The organism is Streptomyces sp. NPDC005811 (assembly GCF_040630405.1).
Taxonomy (GTDB): Bacteria; Actinomycetota; Actinomycetes; order Streptomycetales; family Streptomycetaceae; genus Streptomyces.
This window is the reverse complement of the sequence record NZ_JBEXXK010000016.1, coordinates 157,165-176,982: the sequence shown is the minus strand read 5'-3', so window position 1 is coordinate 176,982 and position 19,818 is coordinate 157,165. Positions and strand designations below refer to the sequence as shown.

The following is a 19,818-nucleotide window of genomic DNA, read 5'->3' as shown; positions in this document are numbered from 1 at the left end:
GCTCCTAGGAGCCGAAGAACTCCGCCAGCACCGGCGCGAGCACGTTCGGATCCACCATGTGGGTCTGGCCCTCCAGCAGGCGGTACGTCCCCTGCGGCGCCGCCTCCGCCACCGCGCGCGTGGCCTCGCGCATCCAGGGCGGACTGTCGCCGCCCGCCACCGCGAGCACGGGCACCCCGAGGGCGGCCAGCCGTTCCCGGGGGACCCGGCCGCCGGCCATGACCGCGTCGTCGTAGGAGAGGGTCGGCGCGATCGCCTCCATGCCGGCCCACATGGGCGACTGGCGGGCCCGCTCGATCATCTCCTCGGCCAGCCCCGTCAGCCGCAGGAACAGCTCCACGGCGTCCCCGCGCCGCCCCTGGGCGAGGGCCTCGGAGAGTCGCTCGGTGTACTCGGCGCGTCCGCGCACCGCCTCCTCGTCGACCGCGTACGGCGTCTCGTAGACGGCCACCCGCCGCACCGGCAGCCCGCTCGCCGCCGCCTCCAACACCAGCGCCCCGCCCGAGGAGATGCCGTACAGCGAGGCCTCGCCGCCCGCCACCTCGATCAGCGCGGCGAGGTCCTCCACCTCGCGTTCCACCGCGAACGGCGCCGTGTCACCGCTGTCGCCGCGGCCCCGCCGGTCGTACGTCAGGACCGTGCAGCTGCGCGTGAGCAGCCCGCCCAGGGGCGCCACGGTGCCGCCCGTGGACATCGCCCCGCTCACCAGGATGACCGCGGGACCCTGTCCGGCCCGGGCGTACGCGAGTTCGGTGCCGTCGCGCGAAATGGTCTTCTTGTCCATGTCAGAGCAGACTGCCGCACGGCGGGGCGGTGATCGGCCTACGACACCTCCACTTCGTAGAAGCACAGGTGGTTCCTGATCTCGGCGACGTCCGGCTTCGGGTCCGGGTACGCCCACACGAGGTCGGGCGCGCCGGGCAGCGACCAGTACGACGCCGTGCCCTTGAAGGGACAGAAGGTGTGGGTCTCGGACGGCGTCAGCAGGTCCATGCGCACATCGGCTTCGGGGAGGTAGAACCGCACCGGGCAGCCCGTCTCGCGCAGGGCGAGGGCCCGGTCGGTCTCGGCGAGCACCCGGCCGTCGTGGACGACCCTGATGTGCCGGGGGTCCCGCTCGATCGTGATCGTGTGTCCTCGGGTCATGTCGGAAAAGCACTCGCGGACCCCCGGTTCTTCCCGCGTACGGTGGCGGCATGCGTATCTGTGTCTTCCTCTCCGCCGCCGACCTCGACGACCGTTACACACGACCCGCGCGCGAGTTCGCGGAACTGCTGGGCAAGGGCGGGCACACGCTCGTGTGGGGCGGGTCCGACACGGGTCTGATGAAGGTCGTCGCCGACGGGGTGCAGGAGAACGGCGGCCGGCTGTGCGGGGTGTCCGTGACCTTCCTCGCCGCCAAGGCCCGGCCGGGCGCCGACGAGATGGTGATCGCCAAGGACCTCGCCGAGCGCAAGAAGCTGCTGCTGGAGAAGGCCGACGCCGTGGTGGTACTGGTCGGCGGCACGGGCACCCTCGACGAGGCCACCGAGATCCTGGAGCTGAAGAAGCACGGCCACACCGACAAGCCGGTCGTGCTGCTGAACACCGCCGGCTTCTACGACGGACTCAAGACGCAGTTCCGGCGCATGGACGACGAGGGATTCCTGCCGCGCCCGCTGACCGACCTGGTGTTCTTCGCGGAGGAGCCGGTGGGGGCGCTCGCCTACCTGGAGGAGAGCCAGGGCACCTCCTGAGGGCCGCGTGATGCGAGCATGGCGGGCATGACTACCCATGTGATCACCGGGGCGGGCTCCGGCATCGGCGCGGCCGTCGCCCGCCGGCTGCACGCGCGCGGGGACGACCTCGTGCTCCACGCGCGCGACGCGGGCCGCGCGAAGGAACTCGCCGCGCGGTTCCCCGGCGCCCGCACCCTGGTCGGCGACCTCGCCGACCCCGACCGGCTGAGCTGGGCCTTCTCCCACCAGTCGCTCCCGGACCGGGTCGACTCGCTGCTGCACATCGCCGGCGTGGTCGACCTGGGCCCGGTCGGCGAGCTGACCCCCAAGACCTGGCGCCACCAGCTCGACGTCAACCTGATCGCCCCCGCCGAGCTGACCCGCCACTTCCTGCCATCGCTGCGGGCCGCGCGCGGGCACGTGCTGTTCGTGAACTCCGGCGCCGGCCTCCGGGCGAGCGCCGACTGGTCCGCGTACGCCGCCTCCAAGCACGGCCTCAAGGCCCTCGCCGACTCCCTGCGCGGCGAGGAGCACGGCAACGGCGTCCGCGTCACCTCCGTCTACCCCGGCCGCACCGCCGGCCCCATGCAGGCCAAGGTGCACCAGCAGGAGGGCAAGGAGTACGACCCCGCCGAGTGGATCGACCCCGAGTCGGTGGCGACGACGATCCTGATGGCGCTCGACCTGCCGAGGGACGCCGAGGTCAACGACCTGACGGTACGGCCCGGTCGCTGACCTTCCGTAGGCTTCCCCACGTGAACGCAACTTCGCCCTACGGCCCCGCCACCGGCGTCGGCTCGCTCCCCGGCGGCGACGCCAGGGAGGCGGCCAGGACCGCCACCGGCTCCTTCGAGGACTTCCCCTTCCTGCCCGAACTCCCGGCCCGCGGCCCCGGCGCCGACATGATCGGCCGGACGGCGGGGATGCTCGTCGAGCTGTACGCGCGCGTGGAACCCAGCGGCTGGCGGCTCGGCGACCATCCGGGCCGCGACACCAAGCGGGCCCGCTCCTGGCTCGGCGAGGACCTCGACGCCCTCGAGGAGTTCACCCAGGACTACGAGGGCCCGCTGAAGGTGCAGGCCGTCGGCCCCTGGACGCTCGCCGCCGCGCTGGAGCTGAGGAACGGCGAGGCCGCCCTCTCCGACCCCGGCGCCTGCCGCGACCTGGCCGCCTCCCTGGCGGAGGGGCTGCGGCTGCACCTCGCCGAACTGCGGCGGCGCATCCCCGGCGCCCGCCTCGTCCTCCAGCTCGACGAACCGTCCCTCACCTCCGTCCTGACCGGCCGGGTGCGCACCGCCAGCGGCTACCGCACCCACCGCGCCGTCGACCGCCAGCTCGTCGAGGCCACCCTGCGGGACCTGGCCGGGGTGCACGGGGACGGCCCCGTGGTGGTCCACTCCTGCGCCCCGGACGTGCCCTTCGCCCTGCTGCGCCGGGCCGGGGTCGCCGGGATCTCCTTCGACTTCTCGCTGCTCACCGAGCGTGACGAGGAGGCGATCGGGGAGGCGGTGGAGGGCGGCACCCGGCTCTTCGCCGGTGTCGTGCCGGGCACGGACGCCGCATTGTCGGACCCTGCTAGTAGCGTCATGGGTGTACGGACGCTGTGGCGCAGGCTGGGGCTGCAACCGGGACTTCTCGCGGAGGCGGTCACGCTCACACCGGCCTGCGGACTCGCGGGGGCCTCTCCCGCGTACGCCCGCCGGGCCCTCGCCCACTGCGTCCGGGCGGCGAGATCCCTCGCGGACAACCCAGAGTAACGGGAGGACCACACGGTGGCCGGCGACAAGCAAGCGGAGACGACGGTGCCCGCCGAGGCACGGGAGCAGCACGCGCAGCTCGCTGAGCAGATCGAGGAGCACCGCTTCCGGTACTACGTGAAGGACGCTCCCGTCATCAGCGACGCGGAGTTCGACCGCCTGCTGCGCGCCCTGGAGGCGCTGGAGCAGCAGTACCCCGAGCTGCGCACGCCCGACTCGCCGACCCAGAAGGTCGCGGGGGCGTACGAGACGGACTTCACCGCCGTCCAGCACCGGGAGCGCATGCTCTCCCTGGACAACGCCTTCGACGACCTGGAGCTGGCCGCCTGGGCCGAGCGCGTCCACAAGGACGTCGGCGCCTCCGCGTACCACTTCCTGTGCGAGCTCAAGGTCGACGGCCTCGCCGTCAACCTCACGTATGAGAACGGCCGCCTCACGCGCGCGGCGACCCGCGGCGACGGCCGCACCGGCGAGGACATCACGCCCAACGTGCGCACCATCGCCGAGATCCCCGACCGGCTGGCGGGCGACGGCGTGCCCACGCTCGTGGAGATCCGCGGCGAGGTCTACTTCCCGATGGAGGGGTTCGAGGAGCTCAACGCCCGGCTGGTCGCGGCCGGCGACAAGCCCTTCGCCAACCCGCGCAACGCGGCGGCCGGTTCCCTGCGCCAGAAGGACCCGCGCGTCACGGCCACCCGCCCGCTGCACATGGTCGTCCACGGCATCGGCGCCCTGGAGGGCTACGAGGGCATGGACCGCCTCTCCGAGGCCTACGACCTCCTCAAGGGCTGGGGCCTGCCCACCTCCACCCACAACCGGGTCGTCGGCGACCTCGACGGCGTACGGCAGTTCATCGCGTACTACGGCGAGAACCGCCACTCCGTGGAGCACGAGATCGACGGGGTCGTCGTCAAGCTCGACGAGATCCGGCTCCAGGGCCGGCTCGGCTCCACGGCCCGTGCCCCGCGCTGGGCCATCGCGTACAAGTACGCGCCGGAGGAGGTCAACACCAAGCTCGTCAACATCCGCGTGGGCGTGGGCCGTACGGGCCGGGTGACACCGTACGCGCAGGTCGAACCGGTGACGGTGGCGGGCTCCGAGGTCGAGTTCGCGACCCTGCACAACCAGGAGGTCGTCAAGGCCAAGGGCGTCCTCATCGGGGACACCGTGGTGCTGCGCAAGGCCGGGGACGTCATCCCCGAGATCCTCGGCCCCGTCGCCGACCTCCGGGACGGCACCGAGCGGGAGTTCGTGATGCCGGCCGAGTGCCCGGAGTGCGGTACGCCGCTCAGGCCGATGAAGGAGGGAGACATCGACCTGCGCTGCCCCAACGCCCGTGCCTGTCCCGCCCAGTTGCGCGAGCGGGTCTTCTACCTGGCCGGTCGCAAGGCACTGGACATCGAACAGTTCGGCTACGTCGCCGCGGCCGCCCTCACCAACCCGCTGGAGCCCGCCGAGGCGCCGCTGCGCAACGAGAGCGACCTCTTCGACCTCACCATCGAGCAGCTGCTGCCCATCAAGGCGTACGTCCGCGACCAGGACAGCGGACTGCCCAAGCGCGACCCGAAGACCGGCGAGGAGAAGATCGCCACCGTCTTCGCCAACCAGCAGGGCGAGGCGAAGAAGAACGCGCTGGCGATGCTGGAGAACATCGCCGCCGCCAAGGACCGCCCGCTCGCCCGTGTCCTCACCGGGCTGTCGATCCGTCATGTGGGGCCGGTCGCGGCCGAGGCGCTCGCGCGCGAGTTCCGCTCCATCGACCGCATCGAGCAGGCGAGCGAGGAGGAGCTGGCGGCCACCGACGGCGTGGGCGCGATCATCGCGGCCTCGCTCAAGGAGTGGTTCGCCGAGGACTGGCACCAGGAGATCATCCGCAAGTGGAAGGCCGCCGGCGTCCGCATGGAGGACGAGGGCTCCGGCGAGGACGAGGGCCCCCGCCCCCTCGAAGGCCTCACGGTCGTCGTCACCGGCACGCTCGAACACTTCACCCGCGACGGCGCCAAGGACGCGCTCCAGAGCCGGGGCGCCAAGGTCACCGGTTCGGTCTCCAAGAAGACCTCGTTCGTCGTCGTGGGTGACAACCCCGGCTCCAAGTACGACAAGGCGATGCAGCTGAAGGTGCCCGTGCTGGACGAGGACGGCTTCACCGTCCTGCTCGAACAGGGCCCGGACGCGGCCGCCGAAGTGGCCCTCGCGGCGGAGGAGTCGACCGGGGAGTAGCCCGAACCGGCGGTTGAAGGCCACCCGATCGGCGCATACCAGATGCATACGGGTGGCCGGGGCGCATTCGGGCAACCGTCGACGACCGCTGCCCGTGGACGCCTTCCGCGGCCTACTGTTGAGGTGTGCACCCAACGCGGCGCCGCCCACGGGTTGTCGGGCAGTGCGCCGCGTGGCGTGGGCACCGCCGGTTGTGAGAGGGACGGGAATGGAACCGACCGAGAGCGACGCCCCGGACTCCCGGCTGCGCCGGCTCCGGGGCGTCGGCGTCAGGTGGGGGAGCCGCTGGGCGGGGCGGTCCGGGCGACAACCGGGTGCTCAGGCGCACCCCCCGCGGACCGCTCCCGACCTCCGCGCCCCCACGGAACCTCCCGCCGAACCGGCCCCCGGGCTGCCCACGAGATTTCCCCACGCATCCGCAGCCGGGCTGCCTACGAGACTTCCCACCGCACCCGCGGCCGGGCTGTCCGCGGCACCACCGGCCGGATCCGCCGCGGGGTCGTCCGCGGCGCCACCGGCCGCACCCGCCGCCGGGCTCCCTGCTCCACCACCGGCCGGGCCCGCCTCCGGCCCGCCCGGCCCCTCCGGTCCGGCCCGGCCCCCGGCGCCGTCCGGCGCGTCCTGTCTGTTCGGCGCCTCGGGTCTGTCGGGGGCCTCCGCCCTCCCCGGGGCCTCCGTCTACTCCGGGACGTCCGCCCTGCCCGGCGCCTCGGTGCTGTCCGCGAGCTCCGGACTGCCCGGTGCCGAACCCGACCGGCAGCCGTCCTGGCCCGCGCTGCCCGCCGCGGTCGTCGGCGCGGCCGCCCTCGCCCTCGGCGCCGGCTTCTACCGCGCCTTCACCGGCAGCCACGCCCTCTTCCCGTCCGGTACGGCCGGCTGGGCGCTGGCCCTGCTGACCGGCGCCATCGTCGGGCACCTGGTCATGCTCGGCCGGGCCCGCTGGTGGGGCGGCACCGGCTCCGGCGCCGCCCTCACCCTCGCCGTCCTGCTGCTGTACGGCTGGGTACCCGCCGGTCTGGTCAGCCTCACCGTCGTCGTCCTGGTCGGCATCGCCAGACGCCACCGCTGGCGGCAGGGCGTCCTGCACGGCGCGGTGGACATCCTCGGCATCGGTACGGGCGCCCTGCTGCTGGCCGCGTGCGGACGGGTGCCGTCCGTCGAACACCCCTGGTACCCGGACGGCTGGACCGTCTACACCGGCCCCCAGGTGGCCCTGGTGGCCGTCGCCTATCTCTCCGTCACCCGCGTCCTGCTCTGGTACCTGCACGCCCCCCGCTCCGGCGGACTGCCCACGGTCGCCCGCACCGCCCTCCTCAGACAGGGCCTGGTCGCGGTGGCCCTGCTCGGCATCGCGCCGCTGGTCTGCGTGGTCGCCATCGCCAAACCGATCCTGCTGCCGCTGTTCGCGATCCCGCTCATCGCCCTCGACTCCACGCTCTGGATGGCCCGGGCCCGCGCCGAGGAGCAGTTGCGCGACCCGCTGACCGGACTGCCCAACCGGCAGTGGCTGCTGGAACGCATCTGGACCGCCCTGGACGACGCCGAGCGCATCGGCGCCCGGTCCGCCCTGATGCTCATCGACCTCGACCGCTTCCGTTCGGTCAACGACACCCTCGGGCATCTCGCCGGTGACCGGCTCCTCCTCCAGACGGCCGAACGGCTGCGGGTGGCCCTTCCGCGCGGGGCGGAGGTGGCACGGCTCGGCGGGGACGAGTTCGCCGTCCTGCTCCCGGTCGCCGACTCCACCACCTCCGCGACCCGGGTCGCCCGCGCGCTGGTCGCCGCCCTCAGCTCGCCGCTCGACCTCGACGGACTCACCCTCGTCCTGGAGGCCAGCGCGGGCGTCGCCGTCTTCCCCGACCACGCCCGTGACGCGGAGGGCATGCTGCGCCGGGCCGACGTGGCGATGTACCAGGCCAAGCGGGACCGTACGGGAGTCGAGGTGTACGAGTCCAAGCGGGACTCCAACACCCCCGACCGGCTCGGGCTGCTGGGCGATCTGCGGCGGGCGCTGGACGCGCACGAGGTGCAGCTGCACTACCAGCCGAAGGTCCGCTTCGACGGGCAGGTGGCGGGTCTCGAGGCGCTGGTGCGGTGGGTGCATCCGGAGCGGGGGAAGGTGCCGCCGGACGAGTTCATAGCGATCGCCGAGTCCTCCGGGCTGATGCCGCACCTCACGGAGTACGTGCTGGAGACGGCGCTCGGCCAGGTCGCCCGGTGGCGGGCGCAGGGGCTGTTCGTGCCGGTCGCGGTGAACGTCTCGCCGCGCGACGTCCACACGCCCGGGTTCGCCGGGTCCGTCGCCGCGCGTCTCGCCCGGCACGGAGTGCCCGCGGGAGCGCTCCAACTGGAGATAACGGAGCACGTCCTGCTGGAGGATCCGCAGCGGGCGGCGGACACGCTGAACGGGCTGACCGGGCACGGCGTGAAGATGTCCCTGGACGACTTCGGGACCGGGTACTCCTCGCTGGTGCATCTGCGGCGGCTGCCGGTCAGCGAGCTGAAGATCGACCGTTCCTTCGTGGCGCGGCTGGCGGTGGACACCGAGGACGCGGAGATCGTGCGCTGCACGGTCGACCTCGCGCATTCCCTCGGGCTGCTCGTGGTCGCGGAGGGTGTCGAGGACGACGAGACCTGGGAACGGCTGCGGGATCTGGGCTGCGACGCGGTGCAGGGGTGGCTGGTGGCCGCGGCGATGCCTCCCGAGGAGACGACGGCATGGCTGCGGGCGCGGGGCTCGCGCGGCTGGCAGCGTCCGGCGGCGGCGCTCCCGGCCGCCGCCACCGACGACTAGCCCACCGAACCGTTTCACGGCCACGGGCCGCCGCACCCTAGGATTGGCCCCACATCACCATTCACTCACCCCAGAGGAACGCTGCATGCCTGGCATCACGCGCGAGGAGGTCGCCCACCTCGCCCGGCTGGCGCGTCTGGAGCTGAAGCCCGAAGAGCTCGACCACTTCGCGGGACAGCTGGACGACATCATCGGCGCGGTCGCCCGCGTCAGCGAGGTCGCCGACCAAGACGTACCGCCGACCTCGCACCCGCTCCCGCTGACCAACGTCATGCGGGCGGACGAGGTCCGTCCGTCGCTCACCCCCGAGCAGGCGCTCTCCGGCGCCCCGGCCCAGGAGCAGCAGCGTTTCAAGGTGCCGCAGATCCTGGGGGAGGACTAATCGCCATGACGGACCACGTCACCATCATCAAGCTCACCGCCGCCGAGACGGCCGCGAGGATCGCCTCCGGCGAGCTCACCGCCGTCCAGGTCACCGAGGCCCACCTCGCCCGGATCGAGGCCGTCGACGAGAAGGTCCACGCCTTCCTGTACGTCGACCGCGAGGGCGCCCTCGCCCAGGCCCGTGCCGTGGACGAGAAGCGGGACCGCGGGGAGAAGCTCGGCCCGCTGGCCGGCGTCCCGCTCGCGCTCAAGGACATCTTCACCACCGAGGGCGTGCCCACGACCGTCGGTTCGAAGATCCTCGAGGGCTGGATCCCGCCGTACGACGCGACCCTCACCAAGAAGCTGAAGGCCGCCGACGTCGTCATCCTCGGCAAGACCAACATGGACGAGTTCGCCATGGGGTCCTCCACCGAGAACAGCGCCTACGGGCCGACCGGCAACCCCTGGGACCTCACCAGGATCCCCGGCGGCTCCGGCGGCGGTTCCTCCGCCGCGCTCGCCTCCTTCCAGGCGCCCCTGGCCATCGGCACCGACACCGGCGGCTCCATCCGCCAGCCCGCCGCCGTCACCGGCACGGTCGGCGTGAAGCCGACGTACGGGGCCGTCTCGCGCTACGGCATGGTGGCCTTCTCCTCCTCCCTCGACCAGGGCGGGCCCTGCGCCCGTACGGTCCTGGACGCGGCGCTGCTGCACGAGGTGATCGCCGGGCACGACCCGCTCGACTCCACCTCGATCGACACCCCGGTCCCGCCGGTCGTCGAGGCCGCCCGCAACGGCAGCGTCGAGGGCATGCGCGTCGGCGTCGTCAAGCAGTTCCGCGGCGAGGGCTACCAGGCCGGAGTCATCCAGCGGTTCGACGAGTCCGTCGCGCTGCTGAAGGAGCTGGGCGCCGAGATCGTCGAGCTGGACTGCCCGTCCTTCGACCTCGCCCTGTCGGCGTACTACCTGATCGCGCCGTCCGAGTGCTCCAGCAACCTCGCCCGCTTCGACGGGCTGCGCTACGGGCTCCGTACGGGCGACGACGGCACCCACTCGGCCGAGGAGGTCACCTCCCTCACCCGGGCGGAGGGCTTCGGGCCCGAGGTCAAGCGCCGGATCATGCTCGGCACGTACGCGCTCAGCTCCGGCTACTACGACGCGTACTACGGCTCCGCCCAGAAGGTCCGCACGCTCATCACGCGCGACTTCGAGAAGGCCTTCGAGCAGGTCGACGTGATCGTCTCGCCGACCACGCCCACCACCGCCTTCCCGATCGGCGAGCGCGCCGACGACCCGATGGCGATGTACCTGGCCGACCTGTGCACCATTCCGACCAACCTCGCGGGCAACGCGGCCATGTCGCTGCCGTGCGGTCTCGCCCCGGAGGACAACCTCCCGGTCGGTCTCCAGATCATCGCCCCGGCGCTGAAGGACGAGCGGCTGTACAAGGTCGGCGCCGCCGTCGAGGCCGCCTTCGTGGAAAAGTGGGGGCACCCGCTCCTCGAGGAGGCTCCGTCGCTGTGAGTGCACTGAACAAGGCCAAGGGCTTCAAGAAGTCCAAGTCCGGTACGTACCTGTCGATGGCCGGCACGGCCTTCGGCGCGATCGGTGTGGCCAAGCAGATCAAGAAGGCCCGCGCCGAGCACGACACGCTGCGGCTCATCGACGCGACCGTCTCCGCGGTCGCGATCGTCACCGGTCTCGCCATCCTGTACCGCGAGCTGAAGCGGCTGGGCGACGACGACGTCCTGCTGGGCTGAGAGGGAAGTTTCACCGTGACCACCACGACCGACCTGGTGTCGTACGAGGACGCGCTGGCGTCGTACGACCCCGTCATGGGCCTCGAGGTCCATGTCGAACTCGGCACCAAGACCAAGATGTTCTGCGGCTGCTCGACCGAACTCGGTCAGGACGCCAACACGCAGACCTGCCCCACCTGCCTCGGCCTGCCCGGCTCGCTCCCGGTCGTCAACGCGACCGGCGTCGAGTCCGCGATCAGGATCGGTCTCGCGCTGAACTGCGAGATCGCCGAGTGGTGCCGCTTCGCCCGGAAGAACTACTTCTATCCGGACATGCCGAAGAACTTCCAGACCTCCCAGTACGACGAGCCGATCGCCTTCAACGGCTACCTCGACGTCCAGCTGGAGGACGGTGAGGTCTTCCGCGTGGAGATCGAGCGCGCCCACATGGAGGAGGACACCGGCAAGTCGACCCACGTGGGCGGCGCGACCGGCCGGATCCACGGCGCCTCGCACTCGCTGCTCGACTACAACCGCGCCGGCATCCCGCTGATCGAGATCGTCACCAAGCCGATCGAGGGCGCGGGCGAACGCGCTCCCGAGGTCGCGCGGGCGTACGTCCGTGAGCTGCGCGAGGTCATCAAGGCGCTCGGCGTGTCGGACGCCCGCATGGAGATGGGCCAGATGCGCTGCGACGTGAACCTGTCGCTGCGCCCCAACGGCACCGAGAAGTTCGGCACGCGTTCCGAGACCAAGAACGTGAACTCGCTGCGGTCCGTGGAGCGTGCGGCCCGCTTCGAGATCATGCGGCACGCGGCCGTGCTGAACGCCGGCGGGACGATCATCCAGGAGACCCGCCACTTCCACGAGGACACCGGGTCGACGACCTCGGGCCGCGTGAAGGAGGAGGCCGAGGACTACCGGTACTTCCCCGAGCCGGACCTCGTGCCGGTGGCCCCCTCCCGTGAGTGGGTGGAGGAGATCCGGGCGGCGCTTCCCGAGCTGCCGCTGGTCCGCCGTACCCGGCTGCTCGCCGAGTGGGGCATCTCCACCACCGACATGCAGGCGATCCTCAACGCCGGTGCCCTGGACAAGATCGTCGCCACGATCGACGCCGGTGCCGACGCGGCCTCCGCCCGCAAGTGGTGGATGGGCGAACTGGCGCGCAGCGCCAACGAGTCGGGCACGTCCCTGGACGAGCTGGCCATCACGCCGGAGCAGGTCGCCCGGGTCACCGAGCTGGTCTCCAAGGGTGACCTGAACGACAAGCTGGCCCGTCAGGTCATCGAGGGCGTCCTCGCGGGCGAGGGCACCCCGGACGAGGTCGTCGACCGGCGCGGGCTGAAGGTCGTCTCCGACGAGGGCGCGTTGACCACCGCCGTCGAGGAGGCCATCGCCGGCAACCCGGGCATCGCCGACAAGATCCGCGGTGGCAAGGTGGCCGCGGCCGGTGCCCTGGTCGGCGCCGTGATGAAGGCCACGCGCGGGCAGGCCGACGCGGCCCGCGTCAAGGAGCTGATCCTGGAGAAGCTGGGGGTCAGCGAGGGCTGACCTCGGGTGACCTCGGGTAACTCCGGAGAGGGGGTGCGTCCGCTCAGGGCGCACCCCCTCTCCCGCTCTCAGCCTGAAGCGCTACGCTCGCGCGCCATGAGTGCACGAACCGACTCAGAGCCACAGGGCGGCATAGACGCCGCGGGCGCCACGGATGACGCGGGTGACGCGGACGACGTGGGCGAGGCAGCAGGCTCCGAGGTTTCCGATCAGGCAGCCGACGCGGACGACGAGGCCGGTGCCGACGACTCCGACGACTCCGACGACTCGGACGACTCGGACGACGACGAGTACGACTACGAGGACGCCCGGCGGGCCCGCTGGACGGCGACCGCGACCGGGGCCCTGCTCACCCTCGCCGGTCTCGCCGCGTCCCTCATGCGCCTCGGCGGCACCGCCCCGGCCTTCGTCCCGGCCGCCTACGCCCTGGGCGCGGTCGTCTGCGCCGGCGCGGGCTTCCTGGGCGCCCGGGGCCGTACCCGGCGCGCTCTGTGGCTGATGATCGCCGGGGTGATGGTGATGGCGTTCGGCGACCAGGCCGACTGACATGCGCTGACACCGCCGTCGTTATTGTCCTGTGATCTGCCTCCCACTCTTGTGAAAAGACACACGAACGCATCAAAGGATCTTCACCGCCTGCAAGAGTGGCACCGCATTGCTCATACGTTCTTTGCGGGCTGTTTCCCGGTCAAAGATCCACAATTCACCCCGGGAGCACGTCAGTGGCAGCCCTCGCACGTTGGTGTGTACGCAACCGCCTCGTCACGGTGGTGCTCTGGCTTCTCGCTCTCGTCGGCACGGCCACCGCCGCCGTCGCCACCGGCTCCGCCTACTCCAACGACTACGAGGTCCCCGGCACCGAGTCCGGCCGCGCCACCCAGCTGCTCGCCGAGGGGTTCCCCGCCCTGGGCGGCGACAGCGACACCGTCGTCTGGCACACCACCTCGGGCACCGTCCGCGCCGCCGACGTCGAACAGACCATGACCCGCGCGCTGGACCGGATCGCCGACCTGCCCGGGATCGCCTCCGTGACCGGACCCTACGGCGAGCAGGGCGCCGCGCAGATCAGCAAGGACGGGCACACGGCGTACGCCACCGTCACCTTCGCCGACCGCGCCGAGGACATCGGCACGTCCGAGGCACGGGCCGTGGTCAAGGCCGCCAAGGCCGCCGAGAGCGACGGACTCCAGGTCGAGCTGGGCGGCAGCGCGATCGCCCTCACCGAGTCCTCCGGCGGGCATCTCGCCGAGATCGTCGGCGTGGCCGTGGCCGCCGTCGTGCTGTTCCTCGCCTTCGGCTCGCTCGCCGCCTCGCTGCTGCCCATCGCCACCGCCCTGGTCGGCGTCGGCACCGCCTACGCCGGCATCCAGCTCCTCGGGCACGCCATGACCGTCGCCGACTTCGCGCCGATGCTCGGCATGCTGGTCGGCCTCGGCGTCGGCATCGACTACGCGCTGTTCATCGTGACCCGCCACCGGCGCGGCCTGAAACGGGGCCTGACGGTCACCGAGGCCGCCACCAACGCCGTCGCGACGACCGGACGCGCGGTCGTCTTCGCGGGCGCCACGGTCTGCATAGCCCTGCTGGGGATGCTGATCCTGCGCCTGAACTTCCTCAACGGCGTCGCGATAGCCGCCTCCCTGACCGTCGTCCTCACGGTCGCCGCCTCCGTGACCCTGCTGCCCGCCCTGCTGGCCTGGATCGGCCCGCGCGCCCTCAGCCGCCGCGAACGCCGCCGGCTCGCCGAGCACGGACCCGAGCCGGAGCTGCCCACCGGGTTCGCCGCCCGCTGGTCGGCGTTCGTCGAGCGCCACCCCAAGCTCCTCGGCTCGATCGCCGTCGTCGTCATCGCCGTCCTAGCCCTGCCGACGTTCTCCCTGCGCCTGGGCACCTCCGACCAGGGCAACGACCCGAGGACCAGCACCACCCGCCAGGCCTACGACCTCCTCGCCGACGGTTTTGGCGCCGGGGTGAACGGCCCGCTGACCCTGGTGACCCGCGTCGACGGCGCCGAGGACCGGCTCGCCCTCGACAACCTCGACACCACCCTGCGCGCCACCGAGGGCGTCGCCTCGGTGACCCCGGTCACCTTCGACTCCGGCGGACACCTCGCCTACCTCACGGTCGTGCCGGAGGCCGCCCCGCAGTCGAAGAACACCAGCGAGCTCGTCGACCGGCTGCGCGAGGAGGTGCTGCCCCGGGCCGAGGCCGGGACCTCCCTCGACGTCCAGGTGGGCGGGGGCACGGCGGGCTACGACGACTTCGCCGGGGTCATCGTCGGCAAACTGCCGCTCTTCGTCGGCGTCGTGATCAGCCTCGGCTGTCTGCTGCTCCTGCTCGCCTTCCGCTCCGTCGGCATCCCGCTCAAGGCCGCCGTGATGAACGTGGCCGCCGTCGCCGCCGCCTTCGGGGTCGTCGTCGCGGTCTTCCAGTGGGGCTGGGGGAGCGAGCTGCTCGGCCTCGGCCGGGCCGGCCCGATCGAGCCCTTCCTCCCGGTCATCATGGTGTCGGTCCTCTTCGGCCTCTCCATGGACTACCAGGTGTTCCTGGTCAGCCGGATGTACGAGGAGTGGCTGGAGACCGGCGACAACCGGCGCGCCGTACGGGTCGGCCTCGCCGAGACCAGCCGCGTGATCAACTCGGCGGCGGTCATCATGATCTCGGTGTTCCTCGCCTTCGTCCTCAGCGGCGACCGGGTGATCGCCATGTTCGGCATCGCGCTCGCCGCCGCCGTCGCCCTGGACGCCTTCGTCCTGCGCACCCTGCTGGTGCCCGCGCTGATGCATCTGCTCGGCGGCGCCAACTGGTGGCTGCCGCGCCGGCTCGACCGCCACCTGCCCCGGATCAGCATCGAACCGCCCGAGTGCCGTGCCGCCCATGAGAGGCTCACCGAGGTGGTCGAGGCGCTGGAGAAGGAGCGGGAGCCGGATGTACGCGATATCGCTGGGTGACGACGGAGCCGAACTGCGGCCGCTGGAACCCTGGCACGCCGAGGAGTTCCTCGCGCACCTGGAGCGCGGCCGCGCGTTCATCAACGCGTACGTCCCCTTCGGCTCGCAGGCCACCGACACCGCCGGGGCGCGCGAGGTGCTCCAGCGGTACGCCGGCCTGCGCGCCGCCGACACCGGCTCCCTGCACGGACTCTGGCTGGAGGGGCGGCTCGTCGGCGGGGTGCTGTTCCTGAACTTCGACGCGGAGAACGGCAACTGCGAGGTCGGCTGCTGGCTGGAGCCCGCCGGCACCGGGCGCGGCCTGGTCACCCGGGCCATGCAGGTACTGATCGACTTCGCCGTCGAACGGCGCGGGATCGAGCGCGTCGAGTGGGTCGCCTCGGCCGGCAACACCAAGAGCCTGGACGTGGCCCGGCGGCTCGGGTTCACCCGCGACGGCGTCCGCCGGGAGGCCTACCCCTATCGTGGGGTGCGGCACGACCTCGAAGTGTGGTCCGTGCTGGCCCGGGAGTGGCGTGCCGCACGCGCGCGTGCCGCTCACAACGATCATTAAGGGACCTCTCAGAGAGCGTCCGTACGGTGCGAGGTTATGGGAACCAAGACTGTTGACGAGGCCGCCGACGAGCAGACGGCGGACCTCACCAAGACCGAAGCGTCCGACGACGTGACCGAGGCCGACACGGACGGCTCGGCCGGCACGGACGACAACGAGGTACTCGAGGACGGCCTCGACGCCGACCTGGACGACGCCGTCGCCAAGGAGGGCGCCCCGGGCGTCGGCCAGGGCGCGGGGGCCGTCGTCGCCGCCGTGCTCGGCCTCGTGTCGCTCAGCGGCAGCTGGATCGGCACGATCGCGGGCGCCCGCCAGACCCTGGTCGGCCAGCTCCAGACCTCGTCGAGCGCGACCGTCGCCAAGCAGATCCAGGCCGTCTACGGCGACGCCTGGCAGACCACCGCCCTGTGGGCCGGCCTGTTCGCGCTGACCGCCCTGGTCGTCGGTGTCGTCGTGCTGGCACGCCCCGCGTTCGGCAACGCCGGCCCGCAGGCCCCCTGGATCAAGTCGGTCTCCTGGGCCGGCGTGGTACTCGGTGTGATCGGCCTGCTGCTGGCCGTCCTCAAGTACACCGACGCCCTGCTCGGCCTGCCGTCCGCGAGCTGAGTCCCGCACCCGTCACGAGGGGCCTCAGGGCCGCCGTAAGCACCTTACGGCGGCCCTGAGGCCCCTCACGCACGTCTAAGGCCCCTGCGCACGGCCGAAGATGCGGCACTCTCCCGATGTGGCGGACCCCCCTCGGGGACGAGGGTGGGGACACCGCGGCAGGCGCCACGCCGGCCCGCCGTCCCGAGGGGGAACCACCATGTACGCGTACGAGATCCAGCAGGCCCGTGCCGCCGAGCTGCTGCGCCGGGCCGCACACGAGCGGCTGGCCCGTGAGGCCGTCCGCGGCCGCCGCGCCGCCCGCCGCGAGGCCGCCGAGCGTGCCGCCCGTGCCGCCCGAGACGGTCGGGACGGTCGGGAGGGCGAGGCCGACCGCGCGTCCGCGGCACCCGGCACCCGCTCCCACAGGCCCCGGTCCGCCCGCCCGGCATGACCGCCGTGGCCGGGCCGGAGGGCGGCCGCACAGGGGTCGGCCGCCCTCCGGCACCGACGCCGGGCGCCGTGCCGATAACGAGTGGGCCGGTGCCGTCCTCGCGTGCGATGCTCGCCCCCGTGGAGACCAGGTCCGTCAGTCCCGTCTTCGTCGGCCGCCGCGACGAGCTCGACCTCCTGAACGACGCGCTCACCCGCGCCGCCGCGGGAGAACCGCAGGCGTTCCTGATCGGCGGCGAGGCCGGGGTCGGCAAGACCCGCCTCGTCGAGGAGTACACGGCCGTGGCCGCCCGCCGGGGCGCCGTCGTCGCGCTCGGCGGCTGTGTGGAGATCGGCGCCGACGGGCTGCCCTTCGCCCCCTTCTCCACCGCCCTGCGCGCCCTGCGCCGCGCCCTGCCGGACGAACTGACCGCGGCGGCGGCCGGACAGGAGACGGAACTCGCCCGGCTGCTCCCCGAGATGGGGGAGACCCGGCCCGGGCGGCACGACGAGGAGGGCATGGCCCGCCTCTTCGAGCTCACCGCCCGCCTCCTGGAACGCGTCACCGCCGACCGCACGGTCGTCCTCGCCCTGGAGGACCTGCACTGGGCCGACGCCTCCACCCGCCATCTGCTCTCCTACCTGCTGCGCACCCTGCGCACCGGCCGTCTCGTCGTCCTCGCCACCTACCGCGCCGACGACATCCACCGCCGCCACCCGCTGCGCCCCCTGCTCGCCGAACTCGACCGGCTGCGCACCCTCCGCCGCCTGGAACTCGGGCGTCTCACCCGGGAGGAGACGGGCCGTCAGATCGCCGGCATCCTCGCCCAGGAACCCGACCCGGCCCAGGTCGACGACATCTTCGAACGCTCCGACGGCAACGCCTTCTTCGTCGAGGAACTCGCCGTCGCCGCCCACGAGGGCTGCTGCACCGGCCTCACCGACTCCCTGCGCGATCTGCTGCTGGTCCGGGTCGAGGCGCTGCCCGAGACCGCCCAGCTCGTCACCCGGATCGTCGCCGAGGGCGGCTCCACCGTCGAGTACCGGCTGCTGGAGGCCGTCGCCCGGCTCGGCGAGGACGAGCTGATCACGGCACTGCGGGCCGCCGTGGACGCCAACCTCCTGCTCGCCACCCCCGACGGCGACGGCTACCGCTTCCGCCACTCCCTCGTCCGCGAGGCCGTCGGCGACGATCTCCTCCCCGGCGAACGCTCACGCCTCAACCGCCGCTACGCCGAGGCCCTCGAAGCGCATCCGGCCCTCGTCCCCGCCGAGGAGCGGGTGATGCGGCTGGCCAGCTACTGGTACCACGCCCATGAACCGGCCAAGGCCCTCCCCGCCGTCCTGGCCGCCTCCGTCGAGGCCCGCTCCCGCAGCGCCTACAGCGAGCAACTGCGGCTCCTGGAAAGGGCGATGGAGCTGTGGGACACGGCCCCCGAGGACATACGGTCCCGGCTGCGCCCGGTGGACTACACCGAGGCCTACCCTCCCCCAATGCCTGAACGACGTGGGGGGACCCCCAGCGGCTGCGACCCCGCCACCACCCCGCTGCGCTATCTCGACCTCATGGCCGAGGCCGCCGTCGCCGGCCGCTTCTGCGGGGAACGCGAACGCGCCTTCAAGATCACCAAGCGGGCGCTGCGGCTCCTCGCCGACGAGAACGACCCGTTGCGCTCCGCCTGGTTCTGGGTCCAGCGCTCCCGGCTGGTGCGCTCCCTGGGCCGGGGGAGCGGCCGCGAGGAACTGGCCCGTGCCCAGGACCTGGTCCGCGGCCTGCCGCCCAGCGAGGTGCACGCCCAGGTCCTCACCCGCGCCGCCAACTGGTCCATGATCCACTCACCCGGTCCGGAGGCGTACGACGACGCCGAGCGCGCGGTCGCGTACGCCAGGATGGTCGGCGCCCGCGAGACCGAGCTCGACGCCCGCCAGATTCTCGGCAGCCTCATGGTCGGCGCCGGTGACATCGAGGCCGGCCTGGCCGAGATGCACGAGGTGAAGGAGCGGGCCCTGGCCGAGGACATCACCTCCGTCGCGCTCAGCGTCTACATCAACCTCCCCTCCGAACTGGAGGCGGTCGGCCGCTCCCGGGACGCCGTGACCCTCCTGGAGGAGGGCGTCGCCTTCGCCGGACGGCACGGGCTCAACGACACCAAGGCCTGGGTGTGCGGAAACCTCGCCGAGTCCCTGTTCTCCCTGGGCCGTTGGGAGGAGTCGGAGGCCGCCTCGGCCGCGGTCGCCGACCGGGCCGGGCAGGGCGTGGCAGCCCAGGGCATCCACGCCACCCGCCGCGCGGAACTCTCCCTGGCCCGGGGCGACTTCGCCGAGGCGCAACGCCAACTCGCGGCCGCACAGGGCTTCTTCGGTGCCCAGGAGCGCGCCGCCCAGCACCACCTCCCGCTCACCCGGATCGCCCTCGCCCTGGCCGTCGCCGAGGGCCGCCCCGCCGACGCCCGCGCCCACCTCGTACGCGCCCTGGAGCCCGGCTTCCCGCCCGGCTCCCAGTGCTACGCCTGGCCCCTGCTGATCACCGCCGCGGAGGCGGGCCCGGACCTCCTGGACGCGCTCCGCAAGGCCGCCAGGTCGGTCGCGACCCCCGCCCCGGTCTGGCAGGCGCACGCGAGCTGGCTCCGCGCCGAACTGCTGCGCGCCGAGGGCCGCGCCGTCCCGGACGACTGGTCCGAGGTGGTCACCGCCTTCGAGCGGCTGCAGCGCCCCTACGACCTCGCCCGCACCCGGCACCGCCTCGCCGAGGCCCTGCTGGCGACGGGCGACCAGGACCGCGACCGCGCGACCGAGCTCCTGCGCCTCGCCCACGCGGTCGCCGGCCACCTCGGCGCCCGCCCGCTGACCGACGCCGTGACGGCCCTGGCCCAGCGGGCGCGCATCCCGCTCACCCCGCGGACCTCCAACGACCCCGCCGACGCCCTCGGCCTCACCAGCCGTGAACGCGACGTCCTGCGCCTGGTCTGCGCCGGCCGGACCAACCGCCAGATCGCCGCCGCGCTCTTCATCTCCCCGAAGACGGCCAGCGTCCATGTCTCGAACATCCTCGCCAAGCTGGGTGTCTCCGGCCGCGGAGAGGCGGCCGCCCTGGCCCACCGGCTGGGGGTGTTCCCGCCGGAGCCGGGAGAGCGCGCGCTCGCCTGAGGCCG

17 protein-coding genes are annotated in these 19,818 nt (G+C 72.7%); 15 read left to right on the top strand and 2 right to left on the bottom strand.

Annotation, left to right across the window (positions count from 1 at the left end):
- Positions 1-4: 4 nt before the first annotated feature.
- Both ABZ490_RS19395 and ABZ490_RS19390 read right to left on the bottom strand, forming a co-directional pair.
- Complete coding sequence (locus ABZ490_RS19395; RefSeq protein WP_358991330.1) at positions 5-784, bottom strand: alpha/beta hydrolase; 780 nt, start codon at positions 782-784, stop codon at positions 5-7.
- A 38-nt stretch (positions 785-822) separates the two neighbouring features.
- The gene (locus ABZ490_RS19390; protein ID WP_358991328.1) at positions 823-1,146 is read right to left on the bottom strand and encodes a DUF427 domain-containing protein; all 324 of its coding nucleotides are present in this window, start codon (positions 1,144-1,146) and stop codon (positions 823-825) included.
- A 50-nt stretch (positions 1,147-1,196) separates the two neighbouring features.
- On the opposite strand from ABZ490_RS19390, the gene ABZ490_RS19385 reads away from it, so the two are divergent.
- The 15 genes from ABZ490_RS19385 to ABZ490_RS19315 all read left to right on the top strand — a co-directional run bounded on the left by ABZ490_RS19385 (position 1,197) and on the right by ABZ490_RS19315 (position 19,813).
- A complete protein-coding gene (locus ABZ490_RS19385) occupies positions 1,197-1,736 on the top strand; it encodes a TIGR00730 family Rossman fold protein (protein ID WP_358991325.1) in 540 nt (179 codons plus the stop codon).
- A gap of 39 nt (positions 1,737-1,775) precedes the next feature.
- On the top strand, positions 1,776-2,453 hold the full coding sequence (locus ABZ490_RS19380) for an SDR family oxidoreductase (RefSeq protein WP_358991433.1): 678 nt from the start codon (positions 1,776-1,778) through the stop codon (positions 2,451-2,453).
- A 20-nt stretch (positions 2,454-2,473) separates the two neighbouring features.
- Positions 2,474-3,475, top strand: a complete 1,002-nt coding sequence (locus ABZ490_RS19375) for a methionine synthase (RefSeq protein WP_358991322.1) — start codon at positions 2,474-2,476, stop codon at positions 3,473-3,475.
- A gap of 15 nt (positions 3,476-3,490) precedes the next feature.
- Positions 3,491-5,695 (top strand): NAD-dependent DNA ligase LigA, encoded by a 2,205-nt coding sequence (gene ligA / locus ABZ490_RS19370; RefSeq protein ID WP_358991319.1) that lies wholly within the window; start codon positions 3,491-3,493, stop codon positions 5,693-5,695.
- Positions 5,696-5,903: 208 nt separating this feature from the next.
- The gene (locus tag ABZ490_RS19365; protein ID WP_358991316.1) at positions 5,904-8,489 is read left to right on the top strand and encodes a bifunctional diguanylate cyclase/phosphodiesterase; all 2,586 of its coding nucleotides are present in this window, start codon (positions 5,904-5,906) and stop codon (positions 8,487-8,489) included.
- A gap of 85 nt (positions 8,490-8,574) precedes the next feature.
- Positions 8,575-8,871 (top strand): Asp-tRNA(Asn)/Glu-tRNA(Gln) amidotransferase subunit GatC, encoded by a 297-nt coding sequence (gene gatC, locus ABZ490_RS19360; RefSeq protein ID WP_018531282.1) that lies wholly within the window; start codon positions 8,575-8,577, stop codon positions 8,869-8,871.
- A 5-nt stretch (positions 8,872-8,876) separates the two neighbouring features.
- Positions 8,877-10,379 carry an Asp-tRNA(Asn)/Glu-tRNA(Gln) amidotransferase subunit GatA gene (gene gatA / locus ABZ490_RS19355; RefSeq protein ID WP_358991312.1) on the top strand — a complete coding sequence of 501 codons (1,503 nt, stop codon included), beginning with the start codon at positions 8,877-8,879 and terminating at the stop codon, positions 10,377-10,379.
- A complete protein-coding gene (locus tag ABZ490_RS19350; RefSeq protein WP_067008367.1) occupies positions 10,376-10,615 on the top strand; it encodes a hypothetical protein in 240 nt (79 codons plus the stop codon). The genes gatA and ABZ490_RS19350 overlap by 4 nt, the downstream gene beginning before the upstream one ends.
- A gap of 15 nt (positions 10,616-10,630) precedes the next feature.
- The gene (gene gatB, locus ABZ490_RS19345; protein ID WP_358991308.1) at positions 10,631-12,145 is read left to right on the top strand and encodes an Asp-tRNA(Asn)/Glu-tRNA(Gln) amidotransferase subunit GatB; all 1,515 of its coding nucleotides are present in this window, start codon (positions 10,631-10,633) and stop codon (positions 12,143-12,145) included.
- A 177-nt stretch (positions 12,146-12,322) separates the two neighbouring features.
- On the top strand, positions 12,323-12,691 hold the full coding sequence (locus ABZ490_RS19340; RefSeq protein WP_358991430.1) for a hypothetical protein: 369 nt from the start codon (positions 12,323-12,325) through the stop codon (positions 12,689-12,691).
- 176 nt (positions 12,692-12,867) lie between these two features.
- Entirely contained in the window at positions 12,868-15,096 is a 2,229-nt protein-coding gene (locus ABZ490_RS19335) for an MMPL family transporter (RefSeq protein WP_358991306.1), read from the top strand.
- The gene (locus tag ABZ490_RS19330) at positions 15,074-15,649 is read left to right on the top strand and encodes a GNAT family protein (protein ID WP_358991303.1); all 576 of its coding nucleotides are present in this window, start codon (positions 15,074-15,076) and stop codon (positions 15,647-15,649) included. Before ABZ490_RS19335 ends, ABZ490_RS19330 begins: the two co-directional genes overlap by 23 nt.
- Positions 15,650-15,685: 36 nt before the next feature.
- Positions 15,686-16,255 carry a hypothetical protein gene (locus tag ABZ490_RS19325; protein WP_358991300.1) on the top strand — a complete coding sequence of 190 codons (570 nt, stop codon included), beginning with the start codon at positions 15,686-15,688 and terminating at the stop codon, positions 16,253-16,255.
- Between the two features lie 199 nt (positions 16,256-16,454).
- Positions 16,455-16,688 carry a hypothetical protein gene (locus ABZ490_RS19320; protein WP_358991297.1) on the top strand — a complete coding sequence of 78 codons (234 nt, stop codon included), beginning with the start codon at positions 16,455-16,457 and terminating at the stop codon, positions 16,686-16,688.
- 107 nt (positions 16,689-16,795) lie between these two features.
- A complete protein-coding gene (locus tag ABZ490_RS19315; protein ID WP_358991427.1) occupies positions 16,796-19,813 on the top strand; it encodes an AAA family ATPase in 3,018 nt (1,005 codons plus the stop codon).
- The last annotated feature ends 5 nt before the right edge of the window (positions 19,814-19,818 follow it).

Excerpts from the sequence above, each read along its gene's own strand:
- ABZ490_RS19325 (WP_358991300.1), top strand. The coding sequence starts at position 15,686 with ATGGGAACCAAGACTGTTGACGAGGCCGCCGACGAGCAGACGGCGGAC.
- ABZ490_RS19365 (WP_358991316.1), top strand. The coding sequence starts at position 5,904 with ATGGAACCGACCGAGAGCGACGCCCCGGACTCCCGGCTGCGCCGGCTC.
- ABZ490_RS19315 (WP_358991427.1), top strand. The coding sequence starts at position 16,796 with ATGCTCGCCCCCGTGGAGACCAGGTCCGTCAGTCCCGTCTTCGTCGGC.
- gatA (WP_358991312.1), top strand. The coding sequence starts at position 8,877 with ATGACGGACCACGTCACCATCATCAAGCTCACCGCCGCCGAGACGGCC.
- ABZ490_RS19320 (WP_358991297.1), top strand. The coding sequence starts at position 16,455 with ATGTACGCGTACGAGATCCAGCAGGCCCGTGCCGCCGAGCTGCTGCGC.
- ABZ490_RS19395 (WP_358991330.1), bottom strand. The coding sequence starts at position 784 with ATGGACAAGAAGACCATTTCGCGCGACGGCACCGAACTCGCGTACGCC.
- ABZ490_RS19390 (WP_358991328.1), bottom strand. The coding sequence starts at position 1,146 with ATGACCCGAGGACACACGATCACGATCGAGCGGGACCCCCGGCACATC.
- ABZ490_RS19330 (WP_358991303.1), top strand. The coding sequence starts at position 15,074 with ATGTACGCGATATCGCTGGGTGACGACGGAGCCGAACTGCGGCCGCTG.
- ABZ490_RS19385 (WP_358991325.1), top strand. The coding sequence starts at position 1,197 with ATGCGTATCTGTGTCTTCCTCTCCGCCGCCGACCTCGACGACCGTTAC.
- gatC (WP_018531282.1), top strand. The coding sequence starts at position 8,575 with ATGCCTGGCATCACGCGCGAGGAGGTCGCCCACCTCGCCCGGCTGGCG.